The organism is Streptomyces sp. NPDC102441 (assembly GCF_044765585.1).
Taxonomy (GTDB): Bacteria; Actinomycetota; Actinomycetes; order Streptomycetales; family Streptomycetaceae; genus Streptomyces.
Genome location: NZ_JBIWKH010000007.1, coordinates 47,557 through 70,878, shown reverse-complemented (window position 1 = coordinate 70,878; position 23,322 = coordinate 47,557). Strand labels below are relative to the sequence as shown.

The window sequence follows — 23,322 nt, the reverse complement described above, 5'->3', positions numbered from 1 at the left end:
GATTGAAAGGCATCACGGATTCGAAAAGCGAATAGAGATCACTCGTTAAGGTGAAGGCCACTCGGCGGACGATTTTTCGGTCCGACCGGCGACAGGGCGCCGCTACGGTTGCGCGGTGCCCGAACCCGCCCGTGCTCGCATCGCAGCCGTCGCTGCCCACTTGCCGACCCGCTACCGAACCATGGACGAGATCCGCGAGAAGATCGCGAAGAGCGGGGCCTACGCACCGCCACCCGGCCTGCTCGAGGATCTCACCGGAGTGCGCGGCGTCCATGTGAGAGGAGACGGAGAGAACGCTTCCGACCTTGCTGTAGCAGCGGCCCGCAAGGCACTCGACGAGGCCGGACTACGGATCGGCGACATCGATCTGCTGTTGTTCGCCGCTACCGCCGCGGACCTGATCGAACCTGCCACGTCACACCTGGTGGCCGCCAAGATGGGCGCCACCTGCCCGGTGTTCGACGTCAAGAACGCGTGCAACAGCGTGCTCAACGCCATGGAGACGGCCGCGTCGTTCATCGAGACCGGCCGCTACCGCACCGTCCTGATCGCCTGCGGAGAGTCCGGCTCCCTGGTGACGCGCTGGAACGTCCCTGACCGGCAGGCACTGCTCAGAGCCCTGCCGGGCTACACCGCGTCCGATGCCGGAGCCGCGATGGTGCTCACCGCGGGGCCCGCCGGCGAGGACAGCCCCGGCATCATGGCGATGCGATTCGTCAGCAACTCCGCCGCCTGGGAAGCCTGCACCGTGTCCGGCGGAGGAACCATGCACCAGCGCTCCGTCCACGACGACCACACCACGCTGCGTCTGAACGGCGACCTGCGCCAGGGGCTGCTCGATGTGCTTCCCGAGACCCTTGCCGTCGCCGGCGACGAACTTGCCGCAGCACGCGCCGGAGCCTTCGTAGCCTTCCACCAGATCGCCATGCCGCAGTACCGGCAGATGCTCGACACGTTCGCCCTGCCCGAGAGCCTGTGCATGCCCGCGGTGGCCGAACACGGCAACTGCGCGGCGGCCTCACTCCCTCTGCAGCTGGTCAAGGCGCGGGAAGCCGACCGCGTCGAAGACGGGGACGTCGTGGCGATGATCGGCGTGGCCAGCGGGTTCAGCTTCGGCCTGGCCCTCGTCCGATGGTGAGCACACGGGCCGGCCGCGTCCCGGCACTCACCGAAACGGACCGCGCCGCAGCGCTGGAACGGCTGATGCCCGGCTACCCCGCCCCCCGGCACTGGCGGCGTGTGCCGGCCACCGGGCAGCATTACCTCGACCTCGGCTCCGGGGAGCCGGCGCTGTTCCTGCACGGCAATCCGTCGTGGAGCTACGCGTGGCGCAAACTCATCGACCGGCTGTCCCCGCACGCCCGTTGCCTGGCACCCGATCTGCCCGGTTTCGGCCTGTCCCGGCATCTGAGGCCGGCCGCCGGAGTCCCGGACCCCTACGGAGTCCAGCTGGAACACCTTGACCTCCTCCACCGGCATCTGGTGCAGGACGAAGGGCTGCCCGAACGAGGCTGGACGCTCGTCCTGCACGACTGGGGCGGCCCGCTCGGCATCGCCTGGGCCTTGCGACACCCAGGAGTCGTGACCCGTCTGGTCATCTGCAACACCGTGGCCTTCCCCTGGCCCGGCGACTTCCGGCTGCCGTTCTACCTGCGCTGGATCCGCGACCACCCACTGGTGGCCGACGCCGTGCACCTCACCAACGGTTTCGCGCGCACCGCTGTGCGCGCCGGAGTGCACCACCCACTGCGGCCGGACGAGCGCCGCGCCTTCCTCCGGCCCGTCGCCCGGCGCTCCGAGCGACGGGCCGTCACCGACGCCGTCCGTGCGATCCCGCGCGACGACGCGGATCCCGTGTGGCGGCTGCTCGAACCTTCCGGCGCCGACGCCGGTCCGACCGCGCTGCCCATGCTCATCGGCTGGGGCATGCGCGATCCGGTGTTCACCCCGAAACTGCTGGAGGAGTGGGCCCGCCGCTGTCCCCACGCGGCCATTCACCGGTTCCCCGAGGCCGGACACTTCGTGATGGAAGACGCGGCAGTCGAACTCGGTGACCACATCCGTGACTTCCTGCAAGGAACCCGATGACCGTGACCGCCCCAGGCCTCATCGCCCGCCTGGCCGACCGGCCTGACGCCACCGCGCTCATCCGCTGCCGCAGGGGAACCTCGTGGACGATCAGCCGCGGCCGGCTGGTGCAGGGGTGCCACAGCACCGCGCAAGCCCTGCACCAGGCCGGTGTCCGGCCCGGCCACAAGGCCGTCGTGATGACCCGCGACGCCTACGACCTCACCGCCGTCGTCTACGCCCTCTGTTCCCTCGGTGCCGTACCCGTCCTGATCGAGCCACGCGCCGAGGTGCGCCGCTGCCTGCAGGACATCGCGCCGGACGTCTTCATCGGCGAACCACTGGCCCAGCTCGGGCGCCAGGTCCTGGGGTGGGGCCGCCCCCACATCCGCATCCCCCTGGTCACCGGCCGGCCGATGCTCGTTCCGGGCCGCCGCCTGGCGACCCGGGCGCCGGGCGGCGGTGTCCCGACCCTGCATGCGCAGGAGCCTGATGGTGACGAACTGGCCGTCATCGCCTTCACGTCAGGTTCCACCGGACGTCCCAAAGGCGCGGAATACCGCTACGCCACCCTGGCGGGCCAACTCGACGCGCTCACCACTCTGCTGGGTCCCCGGCCCGAAGACGTACTCCTCGCGGGGTTCCCTCCGGTCGCGATGCTCGGACCGCTCCTGGGCCTGACCACCCTCGCCCCGGCCGTGAACCACCTGTCCCCGGCACGCACATCGCCGAAGGAACTCGTCGAGCCGATCCTGAAGCACCGAGTCACCAAGATCGTCGCCTCACCCGCCGTGCTCACCCTGATCGCCGGTCACTGCGTCCGCCACGGCATCACCCTGCCCTCGGTCCGTCAGATCCTGTCCTTCGGGGCGCCGTTACGTCTCCACCTCGCCGAAGCGTTGCGTAAGGCCGTGCCGGACGCCACCGAGATCCTCAGCGTCTACGGCGCCACCGAATGCCTGCCCGTCTCCGCGATCGACGACCACGACCTGCGGGCCTCACGCATCCAGCCGCCCGACGGGCAGGCCGGTACGTGCCTGGGCGGGCCGCTGCCCGGCGTCCGTCCCCGGATCCTGGACGCGGACCCCACCGGACTCGGCGAGATCGCCGTCGCCGGCCCCACCGTCAGCCCCGCCTACCACGCACGTCCTGACGCGGACGCTGCCACGAAGAGCGTCACCGGTGACGGCGTACTGCACCGCACCGGAGATCTCGGCCGGCTCGACGACCGGGGCCAGCTGTGGTTCCTCGGCCGCAAGGCCCACCTCGTCACCGGTACCGGCTTCACCATGACCACCGAGGACATCGAGACCGTGGCCGACACGGCTCCGGGCATTCGCCGTACCGCGTTGGTCGGCGTCGGTACGGCCGTATGCCAGTTGCCCGTCCTGTGCGTGGAGCCGATGCCTTCGACCCCCCGCGCCGCAGCCCTGGCATCGGTACGCGCCGCCCTGAGAAGCCACCCGGAAGGACACCGCGTCGGCGCCCTGCTCCTGCACCCCGGCTTTCCCACCGATCCCCGGCACAACTCCAAGATCGACCGCCCACGGCTGGCGGGCTGGGCCGCCGAGCGGCTGAAGAGGACGCGATGAAGGTACTGGTCACCGGAGGGAGCGGGTTCCTGGGTCTGGAGATCTGCCGTCGGCTGACGGCGCGCTCCATCGTCACTTCCTCGCTCGGCCGCCGCCCCAGCACTGCTCTGGAACAGCTGGGAGTCCGACAGCACCTGGGCGATCTCGCCGATGCGCATGCCGTCTCCCGCGCCGTCGCCGACTGCGACGCCGTCATCCACAACGCCGCGCTGGCAGGGGTCAGCGGCCCGATGCGGCCCTACTGGGCCACCAACGTCGTGGGCACACGCAACGTCATCGAACAGTGCCGTGCCCACCAGGTGCGCACCCTCGTTTACACCTCGACCGCCAGCGTCGCCTTCCGGCCCGGTGGCCTGGAGGGCGTAACCGAGGAACTCCCCCGCCCTGCCGGCTACTTGGCCGCCTATCCCCGGACCAAGGCCACGGCCGAGGCCTTGGTGCTCGCGGCCCACAGCCCGGAGCTGGCCACCGTCTCGCTGCGCCCGCACATCATCTGGGGCCCGGGCGACCCCCACTTCGCCCCCGCCCTGGCCCGCGCCGTACGGGCCGGGCGCCTGCTGATGCCCGGCGACGGCAGCAACCTCGTCGACACCACCCATCTCCGCACCGCCGCCCACGCCCACCTCCTCGCCCTGGAGCGCCTGCAACGGTCACCCGAGGCCGGCGGCCGCGCCTACTTCATCAGCCAGGACGACCCGCGCCCCTTGCGCGAGATCGCCCACCACTTCCTGCGGGCCGCGGGTATCAGCGCCCGCTGGTGTGCCGTCCCGCCACGTCTGGCGACGGCAGCAGCTGCCGTCAGCGACACGAGCCTGCGCATGATCCGCAGCCCGCGCACCCTGGCCCTGAGCCGCTTCCTGGTGGCGGAACTGCTGCAACCGCACTACTTCGACCTGACCGCGGCGCGCCGTGAGCTGTCCTTCGAACCGCCGGTCGGATTCGAGGCCGGCCTCGCGGAACTCACCCGGACAGCACCTTCCGCCTTCGACGACAGCAAGGACTCGCCGTGCCCGAAACCTACGACACCCTCTGTTCCGTCCTGACCAGTTCCTTCCGTGTCCCGGATGACCTCATTCACCCGCAGGCCACTCTGGAGCAACTGGGCATGGACTCCTTGGCCCTGACAGAGATGGTGCTCATCCTGCACGAACGCTTCGCGGTCAAGATCAGCGCCGAGTACACCGCTCTCGGCAGGACCGTCGCCGAAGTCGCCGACCACCTCGACGCCTTGCGTGCGGCCGGCGCGAGGCCGGTGGCACCGTCATGACGGCTCCCGTCGTCATCACCGGTCTCGGTCTGATCACTCCGGCCGGAGAAGGCGCCGAGGCCACCTGGAGCGCGGTCTGTCGCGGCGTGGGCACCGCGACCCCCGACCCCGCGCTCACCGGCCTGCCCGTCGACTTCTCCTGCCGTGTCCCGCTCTCGTCCGATGCTCTGGACCAGCGCATCGGGCGTACCGCCTGGCGCATGTCGCGGGACGCGAAATTCGCGGTGCTGGCCGCCCGCGAGGCCGTACGCGACGCCGGCCTCGATCCCAGCACCTGGAAGGGAGCTCGGGTCGCCGTCGTCATCGGCTGCGGACTCCCAGCAGGCGCGGTGTACGAAGAACAGTCCAGGCGCCTGGAGGAGCTGGGCGCCGACATGGTCTCGGCACTCACCATCCCCCAGATCATTTCGAACATGGCGGTCGGTGAGGTCTCCATCGACCTCAAGGCTCACGGCCCCAGCCTCGCGCCGGCCACCGCCTGCGCCTCCGGCGCGAGCGCCATCGCGGTGGCCCGCGACCTACTGGTGTCCGACCAGTGCGACATCGCGGTTGCCGGAGGCACGGAAGCGACGATCAGCCGCCTGGTGACCACCGGCTTCTGGCGCCTGGGGGCCCTGTCCCGACGTGCGGACGCGGCCGCCGAGGCGTCCCGGCCCTTCGCGGCCGACCGTGACGGTTTCGTCATGGGGGAAGGCGCAGGCGTCCTCGTCCTGGAACGCGTGGAGCACGCCACTGCCCGCGGCGCCCGCTCCCGCGCCCGGCTGGTGGGCTGCGGCAACACCTCGGACGCCCACCACCCCACCGCTCCGGACCCAGGAGCCAAGGGCGCCGAGTCGGCCCTTCGCATCGCGCTGGCACAGGCGGGGCTGGCCGCGCACGAGGTCGACCATGTCAACGCGCATGGCACCTCCACCCCGCTGAACGACGCGGGGGAGGCGGCTCTGATCGCCCGGGCGCTGCCGCACCGCCCCAGCGTCACCGCACCGAAAGGGGTGCTCGGCCACGGCCTGGGCGCGGCAGGAGCCATCGAGGCGGCACTCACCGTGCTCGCCGTCGAGCACCGCACAGCGCCACCGATCGCCAACCTGCAGGCTCCGGCTCCCGAGTTCGACATCGACTGTGTCACCGGACGACCACGCCCGCAGGACATCCGTACAGCCGTGAGTCATTCCTTCGGCTTCGGGGGCCACAACGTCGTCCTCGCTCTGGCCAGAGCTTCCTGACCCATACGAGCCGTCAGGACACCTTCTGGAGAGGCCGTTACGGGGGGTGCCCGGTGCCGTTGTTCCAGTGGATCTTGGTTGTGTGCTGGAGGGACTGCGCGATCCTGATCTCCGAGCGGGCCGTCGGCAGGTCGATGAAGCGGGCCGTCTGTAGGGGCGGTCAGAAAAGGCTCTGCGGATGGGAGGGCCCGTTCCGGGCGTGTCCACAGCGGACCGGGCCCGGCAGCCGGCGGTCAGGGGGCGTCCGCAGGAGGGACTGCCGTCGCGGAGCGTGGCGGCGTCGAGCGCGTGCCGCCGACGCTCCGCAGCAGTGCGAGGAGCCGGTGCCTGGCATCCGGCTGGACGGCAGCCCCGGCCAGATGACGGGCGGCATGCTGCATGAGCCGGTCGGCCCTGTCCTCCACCTCGGCGCGCGCCCCGGTGGCCACGAGCACGTCGCGCACCTCGGCCAGGGCCTCGTCGGAAAGATCGGCCCGGCCCACGGCGGCATCGAGAACGGCCCGGGCAGCCCCGCCACCTTCCCCCGCACCCGCTCGTGACCGGGCCACGGCCATAAGGTAGGTCGGTTTGCCCTCCTGGACGTCACCCCCCGACGGCTTACCGGTCACCGTGGGGTCGCCGAAGACCCCGAGCAGGTCGTCTCTGAGCTGGAAGGCGAGACCGGCGCAGCGACCGGCCGAGGCCAGCGCACGGGTGGTGCACTCGCCGGCGCCCGCAAGGGCGGCTCCCAGCGTCAGTGGACGTACCACCGAGTACAGGGCGCTCTTCAGATAGGCAGTCCGGATGGCGCGAGCTGCGGAGCGTGATCCGGAAGCCTGACCATGCAGGTCGAGGTACTGCCCGGCCACCATCTCGCTCCTCATCACCCGCCAGACGCCCCGCACCCGCTGTCGGGTCGCCGGGGCCATCGCCGTTTCCGCGACGGTGTCATCAGCCCAGGCCAGAGCGAGATCTCCGACCAGTACCGCGGCGGCCGTACCAAACGAATCGCCGAGCACGGAATGGGGAGCCGGACCCGGACGGCTCGCGAAATCGACGTGCACAGCGGGGCGGCCCCGGCGCAGTGGCGAAGCGTCCATCACGTCGTCGTGGACGAGTGCGCAGGTCTGGATGAGTTCCACGGCCACCCCGAGACGGAGTGCCGCATCGATGTCCGTCGACCTGCCCCCACCGCATGCACGCATGCCCCACCAGAGGAACTGGGGCCGCATGCGTTTACCCCCCTCAAGGGTGAAGTCTGCGACACGTTCGGCAATGTCCCGCGAGAAGACGGAGTCGATGGACTCTGCCTGGGCGACCCTGTCCCGCAGAACAGCCTGTGCCGTACGCAGCACGGCGGCGACGACGTCCTCGTCGACGGACCGGGCGTCGGCGCTCGGCGGACCGGCGCGGTCGTCGATCCGGGAACGGTCCGCACCAGCCGTCGTCGTTCCCGTATCCGGCTGAAACCGGTGACAGATGAAGCCGTCTTCCCCAGCTCTGCTGCGGAGCATCGCACCTCTCTTCCTTCGCGGGCCGGTGTGCGGCGTCAGCCCTGCATGCACGTGCCCGTAGTCGTTCGGCTGGGCTGCCTGGCATCTGGCAGAGCTGGAGGCGGGTGATCCGAGGGGACCACGACCCGCGGCCACTTCAGGCTTTGCTCGGGCCCGGACACGCGATCAGCTTGCAGCCTCCGACCCGTTCGGGTCATCCGCCGGTGGGGCCTGGCCTGTCCCGGATGCAAGCGTGGCTGGGGAATGCATCGCTCGCGAGGCCGGTGTTCCGCTGACCGTCCGGAGAGCAGCCCTGACGCCCGCACCGGCGTGATGCACCTCAGCTGTGGCCTACGCCTACGCCTACGCCTACGCAGCCCGCCCGGACACCGCATGATCGACATGCGGTCACCCCAGGTGAGCGTGACGATCGAGGTACAGGCAACGGCCGGGGCACGCGCCTCCCCTCCTGCCGCCGCGGATGCAAACGCCTCGCGCCGCGCGACTCGGCCCCTCTCACGGGACCGAGGCACCGACCGCCTCGCCGCCCCCGGCCGGGAGCCGACTCAGCGGACGATGTGAGGAGCGACCATGAGGGCTTTGACCTGGCACGGAAAGCGCGACGTTCGCATCGACAACGTCCCGGACCCGAAGATTCAGGACCCGACCGACGTCATCGTGAAGATCACGTCAAGCGGAATATGTGGATCCGATCTGCATCTGTACGAGGTGCTCGGCCCTTGGCTCGACCCGGGAGACATCCTGGGACACGAGCCGATGGGCATCGTCGAGGAGACGGGTCCGCAGGTCAGCGCACTGTCAGCGGGAGACAGGGTGGTGGTCCCGTTCAACATCTCGTGCGGGACATGCTGGATGTGCGGCCAGGGCCTGCACTCGCAGTGTGAGACGACCCAGGTGAAGGAGCGCGGGATGGGCGCTTCCCTCTTCGGCTTCTCCAAGCTCTACGGCCAGGTGCCCGGTGGACAGGCGGAGTTCCTGCGGGTGCCCTTCGGTAACACCCTGCCGGTGAAGGTGCCGCACGGCCCGCCGGACGACCGGTTCGTCTACCTGAGCGATGTCCTGCCCACCGCATGGCAGTCCGTGCAGTACGCCGATATCCCCGAGCGCGGCAGCGTCACGGTGCTGGGCCTGGGCCCGATCGGTGACATGGCCACGCGCATCGCCCTGCACCAGGGCGCCGAACTCGTCATCGGAGTGGACCTCGTGCCCGAGCGCCTCGCCCGCGCCCGCGCGAACGGGGTACACACCCTGGACGTCAAAGAGCACGGCAAGGACGTCGCCGACGAGATCCGCCGCCTCACCCACGGACGCGGGACCGACGCCGTCATCGAGGCCGTCGGCATGGAAGCGCACGGCGCACCCGTCACCAACGCGGTCCAGCAGTTCGCCGGAATGCTTCCGAACTCGGTCGGGGAGAAGCTGATGGGCCGCGCCGGAGTGGACAGCATGGTGGCGTTCGATCTGGCCGTCGACGCGGTCCGCCGCGGCGGCACCATCTCCGTCATCGGCGTCTACGGCGGCGCCATCGACCCCGTGCCGATGCTGACCCTCTTCGACAAGCAGATCCAGCTGCGCATGGGCCAGGCCAACGTCAAGCGGTGGGTGGACAGCATCATCCCCCTCCTCGACGACGCCGACCCGCTGGGCGTGGACAGCTTCGCCACCCACCGGCTGCCACTCGAAGAGGGCCCCCAGGCGTACAAGACCTTCCAAGCGAAGCAGGACGGCATGGTCAAGACGCTGCTCACCCCCTGACACCACGCTGGAATGAACCGCCCCCTGTCCAGCCGGACCGATCGCGACCCAGGCGTCGGCATCGGAGCCCTTGTCAGGGCGGCTCCGCGTCCGGACATGTCACCCGTCAGGCACGTCGGCTGGGTACGGCTGCCCGTCCGCCCGCGCCCAGCAGGCCGGTCGCCGAAAAATCCGATCGCATCAGTTCCTGACGGGAGAGCCGGGTGACCAGTCCCGGAAGGAGCGCGCGTACCGCCTGCACGCTCCGCAGCCACCTCGGGACGTAGACCGTCGGCGCTCGCCGCTCGACAGCTCTCACCAACGCTTCGGCCACCTCCCCGACCGGGTAGACCTTGCGGGCAGGACGAGGCATGTGCGCGCGCAGCTCCCGCAGCACGGCATGCTGGTCGGCGTCGCGGATCATGTCGGTGTCCGTCCAGTTCAGGTACGCCGTCCCCACACCGACGCCCCGGGGAGACACCTCGGCGCGAAGGGACTGGGCGAAGGACTCGACCCCGGCCTTGGAGGCGCAGTACGCGCTCATCATCGGTGCCGCGCCGATCGATGCCAGTGAGGCGATCTGCAGGTAGTAGCCGCGTGTCTCGAGCAGATCGGGCAGGAACGCCCGCGCGGTGATGGAACTGCCCACGAGGTTGACCTCGATCACGCGGCGCCAGGTGTCGGGGTCGGATTCGGCGAAGGGCCCGCCTTCGGCGACCCCCGCGTTGGCCACCACGATGGACGCCCGGCCCAGCCGGCTACGGATCACCTCGGCGGCTGCTGACATCGCCGCGTCGTCCGTCACGTCCACGTGCCAGTGCTGCGACGGGGTCGGAAGCCCAGCGGCCACCTCGGCCAGCGCCTCTTCCTCGAGCCCGAGCAGGGCCACATGGGCACCCCGTTCGGCCAGCCGGCAGGCGACGGCCCTCCCTACGCCTCGGGCGGCACCCGTCACCACAGCGGTACGGCCTCGCAGAACGTGCTTGTCAGCACCCACCGAAACTCCTCGATGTCGGTCGTTCGGAACCAGGCAGTCGGGTTTCGCGCCCTTCCGCACATGCTCCCTGCCCTTGCGGACCGGCGCCTGCGAGGGGCGGCGTACGGAGGAGTGCGGGTGTCGCACGGCCGAGGGTGAGCGCCGAGAAGAAATGGCCTGACGGGCATCCCACCGGCGTGGCGCCTAAGCTGAAAGGAGCGTTGAGCACCAAGGGAGGACACCATGATCGTCCTCGGCGTCATTCTCCTCGTCATCGGTTTCGTGACGGGAATCGCAATCCTGTGGACCATCGGGATAGTTCTGCTTGCCATCGGGGCTGTTCTGTGGATTCTCGGGGCCGTAGGCCATGCTGTCGGTGGCCGTCGGCACTACTGGTAGTCGTCAGCGAGGGGGTATCTGCTGAGGCTGAACGCGTGGTGTCGTAGGGGGTGACGGCTGGCCGGTGGCTGCGGTATCACCGGAGTCATGCGGTATCCACAAGGGGGCGGGCTGACGGCCGAACGGCAGTAGTTCCGCGAGGAGTTACGGCTCCAGGCTTCCGAGCGGTCCACCCGGGGCGAGGGCGGTACCGCGATCGCCAGAGATCTGCGGGTCGGTGTCCGTTCGGTCCAGCGATGGCGTGACGCGGGGGCCGAGGGCGGCCCGCAATCCCAACCGTGACGGGCGCACGAGCTTCTCCTGGCGCGACTACCGGGACCTGCTGATCGCCGCCCACCAACAACTCGACGCCCCCACCGTGCTCATCTGGGACAACCTCAACGTCCGCAAAGCAGCCGGCCTGAGAAAGTTCGCCGAATCCCGCGACTGGCTGACCATCTACTACCTGCCGCCCTACGCGCCCGACCTCAACCCCGTCGAAGGCATCTGGTCCCTCCTGCGGCGCGGATGGCTCTCGAACGTCGCTTTCAGCACCCCAGAACACCTCGTCCGGACCGTCCGGGTGGCCTACGGCACATCCAGTACCGCAGCCACCTCATAGACGGCTGTCTCGCCGAGACCGGCCTGACCATCCGACCCGCCTGATCAGCAGCACGACATCCCGGGTTCACCACGCTCGCGGCCGAGGTCCCGTGCTGCGTAGGTTCAACCACTCTGGACGTGCTGGATCACGACTGGCCCTGTGGTTTCGGGGCCCCGGTCACAACCGGCTGGAGGCAGCCTCTGCTGCGCGGCCTCCCGGTCACCGCCCAGCAACTTCGCGAGGACCGAATCCTCGAAGAGGCCGCCGTCACCGGCGATGACCAGCAGCACCTATGCGCGGTGTTCAACATCACTCCGGAGACCGGTCTCCGCTACACCCGCTTCTTCCACCCCGACCCCGCCGACAGCGACGACGTATCCGGCTGCCACATGGAGACATCGTGACCGACCACCACGCTCACCTGCTCGCCGCCATCGTCGAGCTCGGCGGTGAGCTGGAGCTCCCGGCTACCCGTAACGGGCGCTTCAGGGGCGCGGTCGTCCCAGAAGGCTGCGCGGTCAGCGCCGGCCGCCGCCGATGCGGCGGTCGTCGGCCAGTGCGGTGAGCGGCCCGAACTCGCAGGCAAGCTGGTTCCACGTCAGAACCTCGCCACAGCGGGCCGGGAACTCCTTCGGGTTGAACTCGGGCATGGTCCAGGTGCCAGTGCCCCGGTCCCGCAGCCACAGGTCCCCGTCACCGTCGACCACAGTCGGCGGGACCGGTACGGGCTCGGCCTGATCGGTGGGCTCCCAGGTGACCCGGCCCGGGTGGGAAACGCGGCGCAGCTCAGTGGTGGCCAGCCGCGCGGCCAAGTCACGGGTGGACTCTTCGGCGTCCTTGACCGACGCGAGTCGGAATGCGTCGTCAAGTACGGGCAGGGCTGGATTCTTGCTGCGCTTTGAACTCATACGGTGACTACCTCCGGTGGGGGGCGTCACATCCGTTATGGCGCCCCGTAGAGGAATACGGTATCCGAGGTGGGAGCCAGGCCGGCTACGACCACTCTCCAGGTGGTGGCGCCGGCACCGGGCGGTGGGGCTAGGTGGTGAGCTGGTCCTGGACGTGGCGCAACCCGTGGTAGTAGTGCTCAGATATGGCGGTCCGGGTCTGAGAAGGTGAGGCCGCCGGGGGCGAGCGGACGTCGGGCCGGGGCGGGCTCGGGCTCGCCGGGCGACGGGCGGAAGTCGGCGCCCTGCTCGACCGGCATCAGCCGGCGCCCACCCGCCTGGGCGGGTACGGGAGCGTCGGAAGCGGCCGGGCGGCACACTGCGCGGGTGACCACGGCCCCCGCCTGAACCGGGTTCAGAAACCTCCACGCTCAGACCCCGACGCCGGCGCGTGCGCCCAAACCCTCCCGACCTGGCCCCGGCCGCCCACTCGGTTCAAGAAACGGCCTCGAGTGCGCCTGGGATCAAGATTCGCCAAGACCTCGGTCGTACCCACTGTTGTCCGATTCGGTGAGCGGCGGCTCGTCCTTCATGTGCGCAGGCGCCAGGGCCCGAAGGGCGTGGTAGCCGACGACCACGATCAAAGTCCCCAGCGCAATGCCGCTGAGCTCGAAGTTGTCGGTGAGTGTCAGGCTGACGTTGCCGATTCCGACGATGAGTCCCGCTGCTACGGGCACGAGGTGGAGCGGGTTGGAGAGGTCGACGCGGGAGCGGACCCAGATCTGGGCGCCCAGCAGGCCGATCATGCCGTAGAGGATGACCGTGATTCCGCCGAGGACTCCGCCGGGGATGGCAGCCACGACGGCACCGAACTTGGGACAGAGACCGAACAGGATCGCGAAGCCGGCGGCGCACCAGTAGGCGGCGGTCGAGTAGACGCGGGTGGCGGCCATGACGCCGATGTTCTCGGCGTACGTGGTCGTGGCGGGGCCACCGACCGACGTCGCCATCACAGTGGCCGCACCATCGGCCATGATCGCCGTGCCGAGCTTGTCGTCCAGCGGGTCGCCGGTCATCTCGCCAACAGCCTTCACGTGCCCGGCGTTCTCGGCGATGAGCGCGATGACGACGGGCAGAGCCACGAGAACTGCGGAGAGGGAGAAACTCGGGGCGTGGAAGGTGGGAAACCCGATCCAGTCGGCCTTGGCCACTCCCGAGAGGTCAAGACGCCAGTGGTCGACCGATTCGGTGCCTCCGGCGGGGGAGTGGATCTTGCCGAAGACGCGGTCGAAGACCCAGGAGATCAGGTAGCCGAAGGCCAGGCCGAGGAAGATCGCGATACGGGACCAGAAGCCGCGCAGTACGACGAGGGCGAAGCCTGTGAAGAGCATGGTGAGCAGCGCGGTCCACTGATCCTGGGGCCAGTAGGTGCCGGCGGTGACGGGAGCCAGGTTGAACCCGATGAGCATGACCACCGCGCCGGTGACCACCGGTGGCAGGATTGCGTGGATGACGCGGGCGCCAAGAGCACGGACGACTGCTCCACACAGGAAGAGGACCGCTCCGACGACCAGCAGTGCGCCGGTGAGGGTTGCCGCGTCGCCGCCCTGGGTCTTGATGACGGCAGCCACGCCGATGAACGACAGGCTGCTGCCGAGATAGCTGGGGATACGGCCACGGGTGATGAGCAGGAAGAGGATGGTGGCCGCACCCGATGCCATGACGGCAAGATTGGCGTCCAGCCCCATCAAGATCGGGGCGACGAAGCAGGCCCCGATCATCGAGACCACATGCTGCGCACCGAGGCCGGCGGTGCGGCCCCAGGTGAGCCGCTCGTCCGATCGTACGACCTCGCCCGGTGCGAGGCTCTTGCCGTCGCCGTGCAGCTTCCAGCCGAAGCCCGCCATGGTCTTGCTCCTAGATGTGTTGCTGGGTGGTGACGAGGTCCGGCCTGTGAGCTCGGACAGTAGCGGTCATCGGCGGGACATTCGGGTCAGAGGCATCGGGCTGGTGTTCACCCGCGGCAGGCCCTGTCGTCCGCGGTGCGCCCTGGGGTCCATCCGCGGAAAAGATCAGAGCCATGCTAGTGCCGAGGCGGCTGGGCCTCGCGCTCGGCCCCGCCGCCGGCGGAACCTGTCGTTCCGCCCCTCCGCTCGCGGTGCGTCAGCCGCCGGCCGGGTTCCTGGCCGGCGCCGGCTGCGGTACGCCGCCCTCCGCGACCTTGCGGTCGCCCGCCCGCAGGACTCCCGCGCCCAGCACCAGGCCGAACGCCAGCACCGTCACCAGGCCGAACGACACCAGCAGTGAGGTCGCCTCCGCCAGCGAGCCGATCGCCGACGGGGCGATGAGCCCGGAGGTGTACGTGATGGTGGCGACGCCTGCGATGGCCCGGCTCGGGTTCGTTCCGCTGCGTCCCGCCGCCGCGAACGCCAGCGGGACGACGACCGCCACGCCGAGGCCCAGCATCCCGAAGCCTGTGAGCGCCAGGGCCGGTCCGGGCGCCAGCACCACGAGCAGCCCGCCGGCCGTGGCCAGAACGCCTCCGACCCGTACGGTCCGCACCGCACCGAAGCGGTCGACGACCCTGTCCCCGGCTATCCGGGCGATGGCCATCATGAGAGCGAAAGCCGTGGTCGACGCCGCAGCGAGCCCGGCCGAACTGCCCATGATGTCCCGGAGGTACACCGCGGACCAGTCCATGCTGGCCCCCTCGGCGAACACCGCGCAGAAGCCCACCGCCCCGATGACCAGCGCCGACTTCGGCGGCAGGGTGAAGCGCGGCGGCGGCTCCGCGTCGGGCGCGCTGCGCAGGTCCAGGACACCCTGGCAGGCGGCCAGGCCGAGCGCCGTCAGCACCAGTGCGGCCATGGTGTGGTGCAGGCGGGCGTCGGCCCCGATGTGCGCCGCGACCGTGCCCGCCGCCGAACCGATCAGGGCGCCCACGCTCCACATGCCGTGCAGCCCGGACATGATCGACTTGTCGAGCCGGTTCTCCACCTCGACGCCGAGGGCGTTCATCGCGACGTCCGACATTCCGGCGGTCGCCCCGTAGACGAACAGCACGAGGCAGAGCGTGAGCAGGTTCGGGGCCAGGGCCGGCAGGATCAGGGCCAGCGTCCACAGCGCCAGCAGGCCGCGCAAGGCCGTCCGGGCCCCGAAACGGTGACTGACGCTGCCGGCCAGTGGCATGGCGAGCGAGGCGCCGATGGCGGGGAAGGCGAGTGCGAGACCGAGCTGGCCCGCGCTCACGGAGGCGTGGTCCTGGATCCACGGGACCCGGGTCGCGAAACTCCCGGTCACCGCCCCGTGCACGGCGAAGACCGCGGCGACCGCGTATCTGGCCCGTCTGATCTGCTCCATACCGAAGACCGGGACCGCTGAGTCCTGAGTCATACGCCGTGCCCTCCCCTGGAAATTCCGGCCCGCCGGTGTCCCCGGCGCCGCATCGCGCGGTGCGGGCCGTAAACTATCAGGAACCCTGCCTGATAAATAACCTCAATATTCGGCCCGTCAGTGATCTGGAAGGATCCCGGCATGCCCGCATCTCCGAGCACCGCCCGGGCCATCAACGACCGGCTCGCCCTGCGACTCCTCCAGCAGGACGGCCCGCTGACGGCCACTCAGCTGAAGGGCCTGACCGGCCTGTCCCGCCCCACGGTCGCCGATCTGGTGGACCGGCTGCAGGACGCCGGGCTGGTCCGGGTCGTCGGGGAGAGCGGCTCCGACCGCCGGGGACCCAATGCCCGGCTGTACGGGATCGTCGCCGACCGCGCACACCTGGCCGCCCTGGACGTCCGTACGGACAGCGTCGCCGTGGCCGTCGCTGATCTGCTCGGCGTCACGCTCGCCGAGGCCACCCTGCCGATCAGCGGCGACACCGGGGCACGGCCCGCCGTCGAGCGGGCCGTGGCGATGCTGGAGCGGACCGCCCGCTCGGCGGGTACCGCTCCGCTGCACAGCGTCGGCATCGGCGCCCCCGGCCTGATCGACCCGGTCAGCGGTGAGCTCAGGAACACCGGCGGGCTGCCCGCCTGGCATGGGGGCCTGGTCAGGGAGCTCCAGCGACGGCTTCCCGCCACCGTCCTCGTGGAGAACGAGACCAATCTCGCCGCCGTCGCGGAACACCGCATCGGAGCCGCGCGGGACCGCGACACCTTCGTGCTGCTCTGGCTCGGCCACGGCATCGGTGCCGCCGTGATGCTCGATGGGAAACTGCGCCGCGGCGCGTCCGGTGGGGCGGGGGAGATCGGTTTCCTCCCGGTGCCCGGCACCTCGGGAATCCCCTCGGCGGTCAACTGCGACGGAGGCTTTCACTCCCTGGTGGGATCGGCCGCCGTATGCCGGCTGGCCGTGGACCACGGCATCAGGTCCTGGGCACCCACGGCGGACGGGGAGCAGGAACAGGACCCCGCCGCCGCGTTCGCCGTCCGGGCCGCGCTGCGCGCCGGCACCGCGGACGGTGAGGCCTTCCTCTCGGCGCTCGCCGACCGCCTCGCGCTGGGAGCCGCCTCCGTCGTCTCCGTCCTCGACCCCGGCTGCCTCGTCCTGGCCGGAGAGATCGGCCGCGCCGGCGGCGACGCGCTCGCCGCGCGGGTGGAGGAGCGGCTGGCCCGGATGTCACCGCTGCGTACGGAGGTCAGGGCCGGGACACTGGGCGGCGGCGCGGTCCTGCGCGGCGCGCTGTTCGCCGCGCGTGACGCGGCTCAGGACGCGCTGTTCGGCGCGGGGGGATGAGGCGGCCTGGCGGGCGCGGGACACGTCCGGCGCAGGACCGGGGCGACTCCTCAGCTCGGGTGCGGGCTCTTACAGAGCGGCGGTACGCGGAGACCGTCGACGTGTGGTGCAGTCAGCCGAGGCTGACGCTCCACACGTCGCCATGCCCTAGCCATTCATCGCGTTCCTCGTGATCATTGCTGACCAGGACGGACACCTTTGTTTCTGCTGCGCGATACTCCTGAAAATCACCTTGATCGATATTCTGTAGGGAGGGGGCGTCCGGGAGATTGGTAAACTCGTTGTACAACTCGTCCCATGTCAGGTATTGGGGGAAGCGATCCCGCATAGCTATGCACCATCGGTCGGCCGTATCGCTACGGACGGCCAGCCTGTGCAGCTCGACAGAGCCCCCGGATACCCTCCAGTCCTGGTCGAGATTCAGATAGAACTCGATGAATCCGTAGTCGCGGCGCATCGAATCTCCGTCTTCGTCCACAATGTCCACGAAATCAAAATCGATGGCCTGCTGAAGCTCGATGAGAGTAGATCCGATGCCGACCCCGTACAGGCGCCCCGTTGCAATGAATGAGGCGATCAGTCCAGTGGCGCTCACGGCCACCCCTCCAGCTTTTCGATGAGAGCTTTCATTTCGTCCGCCCGGTTCTTCTTGTTGCCCCAGTTATTATCAAGCATATGCTCGCGGGCGGACGTGGCCTTGGCGAGTAGGTCGGCGCGGAGCTTTGGGTCGGTGTTCACGGCGTCCACAGCTTCCTGGACACTCTTTTCCGAGGCCCACCCATGTTCGAGCCTGATCGGTGCGCCCGCAATGTTGCCGTTGTCGTCGACGAACACGTGAACCTCGTCTTCGAGGCCGGGTTTTTTCTTTAGGGGAATGTGAATATGGGCGCCTTTGGTGGCCCAATCGGATGCCACAGGAGATACGCGTATCTTGCAGGGCTTCAGCCCTAGCGGATCTGTCCATGTGTGCGGGTTCGTCACATATGTCAGGGCGTTGGGGGCTGGATCGAGGCCCAAGGGATCAACTGTTATGTAACGGGCAGTTTCAGGGTCGTAGTACCTATGGATGTTGTAGTGCAGGCCGGTCTCAGGGTCGAAATATTGACCGGGAAACCGGAGTGGTGTGTAGGTCCTGCTCGAAATTGTCCAGGTGGTCGTGCCCCACAGTGTTGCGCGTGCCCGCCAAGCCAATTCTCCCGACTCATCAATAAGTTCGCTTGGGCTGCCGACCAGGTCCGTGATGATGGAGAAGAATCTTTCATCGATGGTCTCTTGTGATGGCCCTTCCGAAAGTACACGTTCCGATTGGGCCAGTGGACGTGTGCCATCGTGGTCCCATGTAAGCATTACGGGATTTGGCAGCCCCCGCCCGCTGGTCAGTTGCTCGCAGAGGTTTCCGTCATCCCAAACGAAGGAAGTCTGTTCAAGAACGGTACTTCCGTCCTCCGCGAGGCGCTGCTTGGCTATACGACGCCCAAGAGGGTCATACAAGTAGCGCCATTTCGTGCCGTCCGGCGTGCGCACAGAGGTGAGTCGGTCCTCGGCACTCCACTCATACCGCCATGTTTCCGGCTTCCGTGAAAGTCGCCGCCTCTGGCGGAGAACGGTCCGGCCCTGTTCGTCGTACTCGTAGCGGACATCCCCCGCCATGTTGATGCGTGTACCTCTGTACGTGCGTGCTCCCGTTGCCTCCTGTCCGGGGTGCGCTGCAGGCCAGGCCGCCTTGGTCTGGTTACCGGCTGAGTCGTAGGCGTATCGCTCGGTCCAGCCCGGAGCGTGCACGGCAGTGACTCGGCCGAGCACATCCAGGTCGAAGGTCCGGGTGCCGCGGGCCTGATCGTCGATGCCAAGGAGGTTGCCGTCAGCGCGATACGAGTAGGCGCGGCGCTGAACGGTACGATTGGCACCCGCCACATGCTGGTCGGTAAGCCGACCCATGATGTCAAATTTGTGTCTGAGCGTGATTGCGGTGTCGACGTGCCTCGCTATTTCTCGTCCTCCCGCATCCCGCTCGAAGGTGAGTATGCGGCCAGATGTCGTGAGCTCCCTGCGGCGGCCCGCTGCATCGTAGGACCAGGTGCTGACAGCTCCGCCGGGCGTGGTTCTACCGCTTCGGCGTCCGAGAGCATCGTGTTCGAAGGTGAGACGCTGCCCATTGACGACTTCGTATTTCAAGCGCCCGTACCGATCTCGCATCCGGGACAGAGCGGCGTCCGGGCCTGATGCGACGGCCAGCTGGTCGAAGGAGTCGTACTCGTAGCGGGTGAGTGCTCCGTCTGCATCCTTGCGAAGCAGTTGCCCGAGTTCGTTGCGTTCGAATCGGATGGTCTGGCCGGCGCCATTGGTACGCGAGACCAGGCGGCTCGCGGCATCGTAGGTGTAAGTGAGCACCCTGCCGTCGAAGTCGCTCTCCCAGGCGAGGCGACCGGCCGGATCGTATCTGTAGCTCCAGCGGAGCCCTTGTGGGCTCGTCACTTCGGTCAGTTGGAGCAGCGGGTCGTAGCTAAACTCGTACCGTGCTCGATCCGGTCCGGTACGTGCCACGAGTAGGTCGAAGTCTGAGTACTCGAAGGTGGTGACGCCTCCCAGAGGGTCGGTGTGCGTGAGGCAGTTTCCTTCACCATCGTAGGTCCAGAACTGTTCGCTGCCGTCGGCGTCTATACGATGGGTGAGTTGCCCCTCCGTGGCCCAGGTGAACCGAGTGATAGCTGTCAGGGCATCGGTTATCGAGGACGGGCGGCCGTAAGCGTCGCGCTCGTAGCACGTCGTTGCGCCCAGAGGGTCCACGATTTCGGCGGGCAGACCAGCTTTGTCGCATCGCACCGTTGTGCGGTGTCCGAGTGTATCGGTCATGGAGTTGAGGTGCCCGGCCTCATTGAGTGTGTAGAAGGTCGTCACGCCTGACGGAAGGGTGACTGACGTACGGTTACCGCAATCGTCGTAGGTCTGGCGAGTGACCGTGCCGTCCGCGCTTTTGATGCGTACAGGCAGTCCTAGAGCATTATAAGCGGCGGTCATTTCCCGCCCGTCCGGTCGGACCACCGATATGAGACGGCCGTGCTCGTCGAATGTGGAGCGGGTGGTGTGTCCAAGTGGGTCTGTGACGGACAGCAGTCGGTGGTAGCGGTCGTGCTCGTAGCGGGTGACCGCTCCCAGAGGGTCGATCTCGGCGACGACCTGGGCGCGGTCGTTGATCATGTATCGCCTGGTGTGGCCGAGGCTGTCCGTCATCGACGTCATGCCCAGGCCGGTGGCGGGGTCGGTGTCGTCCCAGGTGAAATGGGCTTTGAGGTGGCCGTTGGTACCGCTCTGGTACACGCAGCGGTCGTGTTCGTCGTAGACGTACTCGTACCTGCTGCCGTTGGTGTCCGTCCACGCCGTGATGCGGCCCAGCTCGTCGCAGTCGAAGCGTAGGGGCTTGCCGGAGGAGTTGGTGACTTCGGTGAGGTGGCCGTCGGTGTAGCCGTAGCGGAGGATCTCCTGGTCGGTGCCGTCGGGTGCGGCGCCTGCCAGGTGCAGGGCGGTGACTCTGCCTTCGTGCGTGGTCAGTTTCAGGTGGTAGCCGCCGTGGTGCACGATCGAGGTTGGAGCACCTGCCTCGTCGTGCTCGAAAGCGATCCAGCGACCGTTGCGGTCGTCGATCTGGGCCAGGAGTGCCAGCTCCCCGGTGGGCTGATCGACGAAGTGCCGGACCTGGCCGGTTTCCGGGTCGGTGATGGTGTAGCCGTCGTTCACGCGGTCCAGGGGCCAGCGCCTGCCGTGCGTGGGCATGACGGGGGCGCCGGGTGCCGGGTGCGGGTAGGCGAGCAGGCTTCCCTCGTTGCAGCTGAAGACCACGCCTTCCGCGTCGATCTCCAGGCGTTGGTCGACCGTGCTCGACCAGCCGGTGCCGAACCAGCGGCCGGCCCGGTGCGAGGAGTCGAAGACGCGCTCGAAGACGAGGGGCAGTGATCCCGGCAGCACGATGTCCGTCTGCGGGAGCAGCATGCGGCCGGTCGCGATGTCGACGGGGTCTCCGGCGCACTTGACCTTGCTGCACTGGTTGGCGTTGGAGTCGGGGGCGTTCTCGTGTCCTTGCCGGTTCCTGCCCTCGGGGTTCTTGACCAGGTCCTTCATTCCGGCCCGCAGGCCGCCCTTGATGAAGCCCCCGCCCTTGGTCCCGATCAGTTCGGGAATGAGTCGGCCGACGAATTCGGAGGGGTCGCCCTTGGCCGCGTCCCAGGCGTTCTTCAGCGCGCGGTCGGGGTTGGTGACGGTGGTCACGAGGCCGGCGAGCGTCATGTTGACGCCCTTGTAGTACTCGGCCGGGTGCGTCAGGTTGTACGGGTCGGTCGGGTTGACCGAGCGGACGAAGTTCAGCAGGCCCGCCGTGCCCTTGATGACACCACCGCCGACATGGGCCAGCTCCATGCCCTGGCCGACGCCGTAGTCGATGAGATCCTGCTTCGCCCGGTCCATACCGGTCGGTTCCTTCGGAGCGTGCGCCATCGCGGCGGTGATCGCACCCTTGGCAGCCTCGGCAGCGTCGTTACGCGCTCGCCGGGCACCCTGGAGGATCTCCTGCGCGCGCAGGCGCTTGGCCGCGCCCGGGTCGGAGAACGTTCCCGGGTGCGGGAGCGGATGGTCGGTGTTACGGACCGCGTTGTACGACTCCGCCTTCTCCTTGAAGGCAGCAGCCGCAGTCTCGTAGTCCTGCTTGCCCTCCTTGAAGAGAGCGATCGCCTCACCGGCCTTGGTCTGCGCGCTGGTGACCGACCCCGCGAACGTCTCCAACGCCTTGGCCGCGTCCTCGAACGCGTCCGCCGCACGCAGCCAGTCGGTTGGCAGCGTCTGGAACTTTGCCCGGAAGGCGTCGGCGGCCTCGCCCTTCCAGTGACCGGAGTCGAGCTTCTTCATCCCGCCGCCGACGAGGTCGAACGCCTTCTGGAAGTCCCGGAGGTTCTTCACGGCAGCGCTGATCTTCTCCGGCCTGCCGTGGATCAGCTCATCCGCTTCCTCGCTCTGACCGAGCTGCTGCTCCCCGACGTCCGCGCCCAGGGAGGAGGCGGTCTCATCGCCCCAGTCCTCGACCTTGTCCGCCCACTCATCGGCACCGACCTTCTCCAGGCCCGCCCCGAGCACATCGGTGCCCTTGTCGATCCCCGTGCCGACGATCTTCTTGCCCTTGTCGACCAGATCGCCCGCACCGTCGTACAGGTCCCCAGCGAACTTCCCCCAGTCCGTCATCAGTTGCCCTGCCCCCACCGCGGTTGCTCAGCCTGATCGAGAATCTCCTGGGACGGATCCAGCTTCTCCTTCAGCGTCTCGTCCATCTCTGCGCGCCGTTCCGGGGAGATGAACCCGGAGTTCTCCCACGAGTCGAGCAGCGCGTCCTCGCCGTCGTACATCGTGTCCCGCCAGGTCTGGCCCACTTCGTCGTTGGCCTCGGTCATGGAGTCCCAGCTCCAGTCCGCCCCGTCGTAAGGAGACTGCCGGCTGACCGAGTCCCAGCTCATGTCCTTGACCTCGTCCTCGGACGCATGCGGATTCCCGTTCACGGAATTCACACCGATCTTGATCGAGTCCTTGACGTACTGCTCCTGCTCCGCGAAGGAACCCGCCGACAGCCCCACCCCCAGCGCGAACCCGTTCCCCTTCTGCGTCAGGGCCCGCACGCCCCACTCCCAGCGGTTGCAGAACGTCTCGAACTCCGACGTCAGCCCGCCGTGCCCCAGCTCCAGCCCCGACAAGGCGAGGTCCGAGAACCCCCGGCCCACCGACGCCTCACCGATGAATCCGAGCTCCTTCAGCTCCGCATGCGCCAGATCGATCCCCTTCGCGATCTCGGCCAGAGCCTCCGGCGGCACCTGAAGATTCGCGTTCTCCCCGCTCACTGCTGCATCCCCCCGAGATCAACCGCAACCGCGTCCGGCACGATGCCCGCCACCGGCGGGAACAACATCCCGTCCGTACTGCCCGCATCCAGCGCAACCCCCGCAGGACCCGGCAGCATCGGCACCATCACATCCAGCAACCTGGCGCCCAGCACGCTCTGGTACGTCCACTCCCGCCCGGCCTCACCACGAGCCAGAGCGAACCGGGCCAACGCCTCCTCGTCCGAGAACGCACAGATCCACCGCACACCGTTCTGCTCCGCAGACCACAGGTCACCGGCCTCATCCAGCGGAACCAGCACCGCCGTCCGCCGGAACTCACCCAGCAGAACTGCAAATTCTCGCCGGGCCGTACGCACCTGGTCCTGTTCGGCCTCCAGTGACGTCACAGGCGGCGTCTGCTCCGGGGGTGGCCCTGAAAGATCATCCAGGTCCGCCAGCCGTGACCGCCTGCGCTGCTGTTCCGGTATCCCGTCCCCACCCGTGGTCATGCG

The 23,322-nt window shown here is 68.6% G+C and carries 21 protein-coding genes and 1 pseudogene; 12 read left to right on the top strand and 10 right to left on the bottom strand.

The genetic code is table 11. The features are described from left to right. Nucleotides 1-115: 115 nt before the first annotated feature. From ACIREO_RS16790 to ACIREO_RS16765, 6 genes are read left to right on the top strand one after another with little or no spacing between them, the layout of a single operon-like run. Nucleotides 116-1,138 carry a 3-oxoacyl-ACP synthase III family protein gene (locus tag ACIREO_RS16790; protein WP_404110164.1) on the top strand — a complete coding sequence of 341 codons (1,023 nt, stop codon included), beginning with the start codon at nucleotides 116-118 and terminating at the stop codon, nucleotides 1,136-1,138. Next, on the top strand, nucleotides 1,132-2,088 hold the full coding sequence (locus ACIREO_RS16785; RefSeq protein WP_404110161.1) for an alpha/beta fold hydrolase: 957 nt from the start codon (nucleotides 1,132-1,134) through the stop codon (nucleotides 2,086-2,088). Before ACIREO_RS16790 ends, ACIREO_RS16785 begins: the two co-directional genes overlap by 7 nt. After that, on the top strand, nucleotides 2,085-3,659 hold the full coding sequence (locus ACIREO_RS16780; protein ID WP_404110159.1) for an AMP-binding protein: 1,575 nt from the start codon (nucleotides 2,085-2,087) through the stop codon (nucleotides 3,657-3,659). The genes ACIREO_RS16785 and ACIREO_RS16780 overlap by 4 nt, the downstream gene beginning before the upstream one ends. Continuing rightward, nucleotides 3,656-4,702, top strand: a complete 1,047-nt coding sequence (locus ACIREO_RS16775; RefSeq protein ID WP_404110156.1) for an NAD-dependent epimerase/dehydratase family protein — start codon at nucleotides 3,656-3,658, stop codon at nucleotides 4,700-4,702. The genes ACIREO_RS16780 and ACIREO_RS16775 overlap by 4 nt, the downstream gene beginning before the upstream one ends. Next, the gene (locus tag ACIREO_RS16770; protein ID WP_404110153.1) at nucleotides 4,666-4,926 is read left to right on the top strand and encodes an acyl carrier protein; all 261 of its coding nucleotides are present in this window, start codon (nucleotides 4,666-4,668) and stop codon (nucleotides 4,924-4,926) included. The genes ACIREO_RS16775 and ACIREO_RS16770 overlap by 37 nt, the downstream gene beginning before the upstream one ends. Then, a complete protein-coding gene (locus tag ACIREO_RS16765) occupies nucleotides 4,923-6,149 on the top strand; it encodes a beta-ketoacyl-[acyl-carrier-protein] synthase family protein (protein ID WP_404110150.1) in 1,227 nt (408 codons plus the stop codon). The genes ACIREO_RS16770 and ACIREO_RS16765 overlap by 4 nt, the downstream gene beginning before the upstream one ends. Before the next feature lie 233 nt (nucleotides 6,150-6,382). On the opposite strand, the gene ACIREO_RS16760 is transcribed toward ACIREO_RS16765, so the two are convergent. Next, nucleotides 6,383-7,642: a polyprenyl synthetase family protein gene (locus ACIREO_RS16760; protein WP_404110147.1), complete on the bottom strand. Its 1,260-nt coding sequence runs from the start codon at nucleotides 7,640-7,642 to the stop codon at nucleotides 6,383-6,385. Between the two features lie 570 nt (nucleotides 7,643-8,212). Between ACIREO_RS16760 and ACIREO_RS16755 the strand changes: the two genes are divergently transcribed. Continuing rightward, a complete protein-coding gene (locus ACIREO_RS16755; protein ID WP_404110145.1) occupies nucleotides 8,213-9,397 on the top strand; it encodes a zinc-dependent alcohol dehydrogenase in 1,185 nt (394 codons plus the stop codon). 106 nt (nucleotides 9,398-9,503) lie between these two features. Here ACIREO_RS16755 and ACIREO_RS16750 read toward each other — a convergent pair whose 3' ends face one another. Further along, nucleotides 9,504-10,373, bottom strand: coding sequence for an SDR family oxidoreductase (locus ACIREO_RS16750; RefSeq protein WP_404110142.1), 870 nt, complete (start codon nucleotides 10,371-10,373; stop codon nucleotides 9,504-9,506). A gap of 222 nt (nucleotides 10,374-10,595) precedes the next feature. Between ACIREO_RS16750 and ACIREO_RS16745 the strand changes: the two genes are divergently transcribed. The 4 genes and pseudogenes from ACIREO_RS16745 to ACIREO_RS16730 all read left to right on the top strand — a co-directional run bounded on the left by ACIREO_RS16745 (nucleotide 10,596) and on the right by ACIREO_RS16730 (nucleotide 11,738). Next, nucleotides 10,596-10,751 carry a DUF6131 family protein gene (locus ACIREO_RS16745; protein WP_404110139.1) on the top strand — a complete coding sequence of 52 codons (156 nt, stop codon included), beginning with the start codon at nucleotides 10,596-10,598 and terminating at the stop codon, nucleotides 10,749-10,751. A 195-nt stretch (nucleotides 10,752-10,946) separates the two neighbouring features. Next, nucleotides 10,947-11,033, top strand: a complete 87-nt coding sequence (locus ACIREO_RS16740) for a hypothetical protein (protein WP_404111054.1) — start codon at nucleotides 10,947-10,949, stop codon at nucleotides 11,031-11,033. After that, a pseudogene (locus tag ACIREO_RS16735) lies at nucleotides 11,029-11,396 on the top strand (transposase); the annotation flags it as partial. The gene ACIREO_RS16740 and the pseudogene ACIREO_RS16735, both read left to right, overlap by 5 nt. Before the next feature lie 75 nt (nucleotides 11,397-11,471). Further along, nucleotides 11,472-11,738, top strand: a complete 267-nt coding sequence (locus ACIREO_RS16730; protein WP_404110136.1) for a hypothetical protein — start codon at nucleotides 11,472-11,474, stop codon at nucleotides 11,736-11,738. A gap of 114 nt (nucleotides 11,739-11,852) precedes the next feature. Here the strand turns inward: ACIREO_RS16730 and ACIREO_RS16725 are convergent, their stop codons facing one another. From ACIREO_RS16725 to ACIREO_RS16710, 4 genes are all read right to left on the bottom strand, one after another. Then, complete coding sequence (locus ACIREO_RS16725) at nucleotides 11,853-12,242, bottom strand: hypothetical protein (RefSeq protein ID WP_073797238.1); 390 nt, start codon at nucleotides 12,240-12,242, stop codon at nucleotides 11,853-11,855. 179 nt (nucleotides 12,243-12,421) lie between these two features. Beyond that, nucleotides 12,422-12,616 carry a hypothetical protein gene (locus ACIREO_RS16720; RefSeq protein ID WP_404110134.1) on the bottom strand — a complete coding sequence of 65 codons (195 nt, stop codon included), beginning with the start codon at nucleotides 12,614-12,616 and terminating at the stop codon, nucleotides 12,422-12,424. A 129-nt stretch (nucleotides 12,617-12,745) separates the two neighbouring features. Further along, entirely contained in the window at nucleotides 12,746-14,128 is a 1,383-nt protein-coding gene (locus tag ACIREO_RS16715) for a uracil-xanthine permease family protein (RefSeq protein WP_404110131.1), read from the bottom strand. A gap of 256 nt (nucleotides 14,129-14,384) precedes the next feature. Next, nucleotides 14,385-15,614, bottom strand: a complete 1,230-nt coding sequence (locus ACIREO_RS16710) for an MFS transporter (protein WP_404110129.1) — start codon at nucleotides 15,612-15,614, stop codon at nucleotides 14,385-14,387. A gap of 141 nt (nucleotides 15,615-15,755) precedes the next feature. On the opposite strand from ACIREO_RS16710, the gene ACIREO_RS16705 reads away from it, so the two are divergent. Next, a complete protein-coding gene (locus tag ACIREO_RS16705; protein WP_404110126.1) occupies nucleotides 15,756-16,955 on the top strand; it encodes an ROK family transcriptional regulator in 1,200 nt (399 codons plus the stop codon). A gap of 112 nt (nucleotides 16,956-17,067) precedes the next feature. Here the strand turns inward: ACIREO_RS16705 and ACIREO_RS16700 are convergent, their stop codons facing one another. From ACIREO_RS16700 to ACIREO_RS16685, 4 genes are read right to left on the bottom strand one after another with little or no spacing between them, the layout of a single operon-like run. Then, the gene (locus ACIREO_RS16700) at nucleotides 17,068-17,550 is read right to left on the bottom strand and encodes a hypothetical protein (protein WP_404110124.1); all 483 of its coding nucleotides are present in this window, start codon (nucleotides 17,548-17,550) and stop codon (nucleotides 17,068-17,070) included. Further along, complete coding sequence (locus tag ACIREO_RS16695; protein WP_404110121.1) at nucleotides 17,547-22,181, bottom strand: putative T7SS-secreted protein; 4,635 nt, start codon at nucleotides 22,179-22,181, stop codon at nucleotides 17,547-17,549. The genes ACIREO_RS16700 and ACIREO_RS16695 overlap by 4 nt, the downstream gene beginning before the upstream one ends. Further along, a complete protein-coding gene (locus ACIREO_RS16690) occupies nucleotides 22,181-22,828 on the bottom strand; it encodes a hypothetical protein (RefSeq protein WP_404110119.1) in 648 nt (215 codons plus the stop codon). The genes ACIREO_RS16695 and ACIREO_RS16690 overlap by 1 nt, the downstream gene beginning before the upstream one ends. Then, a complete protein-coding gene (locus tag ACIREO_RS16685; protein WP_404111052.1) occupies nucleotides 22,825-23,319 on the bottom strand; it encodes an SseB family protein in 495 nt (164 codons plus the stop codon). Before ACIREO_RS16685 ends, ACIREO_RS16690 begins: the two co-directional genes overlap by 4 nt. Nucleotides 23,320-23,322: the final 3 nt, after the last annotated feature.

Excerpts from the sequence above, each read along its gene's own strand:
- ACIREO_RS16785 (WP_404110161.1), top strand. The coding sequence starts at position 1,132 with ATGGTGAGCACACGGGCCGGCCGCGTCCCGGCACTCACCGAAACGGAC.
- ACIREO_RS16780 (WP_404110159.1), top strand. The coding sequence starts at position 2,085 with ATGACCGTGACCGCCCCAGGCCTCATCGCCCGCCTGGCCGACCGGCCT.
- ACIREO_RS16775 (WP_404110156.1), top strand. The coding sequence starts at position 3,656 with ATGAAGGTACTGGTCACCGGAGGGAGCGGGTTCCTGGGTCTGGAGATC.
- ACIREO_RS16765 (WP_404110150.1), top strand. The coding sequence starts at position 4,923 with ATGACGGCTCCCGTCGTCATCACCGGTCTCGGTCTGATCACTCCGGCC.
- ACIREO_RS16760 (WP_404110147.1), bottom strand. The coding sequence starts at position 7,642 with ATGCTCCGCAGCAGAGCTGGGGAAGACGGCTTCATCTGTCACCGGTTT.
- ACIREO_RS16755 (WP_404110145.1), top strand. The coding sequence starts at position 8,213 with ATGAGGGCTTTGACCTGGCACGGAAAGCGCGACGTTCGCATCGACAAC.
- ACIREO_RS16745 (WP_404110139.1), top strand. The coding sequence starts at position 10,596 with ATGATCGTCCTCGGCGTCATTCTCCTCGTCATCGGTTTCGTGACGGGA.
- ACIREO_RS16725 (WP_073797238.1), bottom strand. The coding sequence starts at position 12,242 with ATGAGTTCAAAGCGCAGCAAGAATCCAGCCCTGCCCGTACTTGACGAC.
- ACIREO_RS16715 (WP_404110131.1), bottom strand. The coding sequence starts at position 14,128 with ATGGCGGGCTTCGGCTGGAAGCTGCACGGCGACGGCAAGAGCCTCGCA.
- ACIREO_RS16710 (WP_404110129.1), bottom strand. The coding sequence starts at position 15,614 with ATGACTCAGGACTCAGCGGTCCCGGTCTTCGGTATGGAGCAGATCAGA.
- ACIREO_RS16705 (WP_404110126.1), top strand. The coding sequence starts at position 15,756 with ATGCCCGCATCTCCGAGCACCGCCCGGGCCATCAACGACCGGCTCGCC.
- ACIREO_RS16695 (WP_404110121.1), bottom strand. The coding sequence starts at position 22,181 with ATGACGGACTGGGGGAAGTTCGCTGGGGACCTGTACGACGGTGCGGGC.
- ACIREO_RS16685 (WP_404111052.1), bottom strand. The coding sequence starts at position 23,319 with ATGACCACGGGTGGGGACGGGATACCGGAACAGCAGCGCAGGCGGTCA.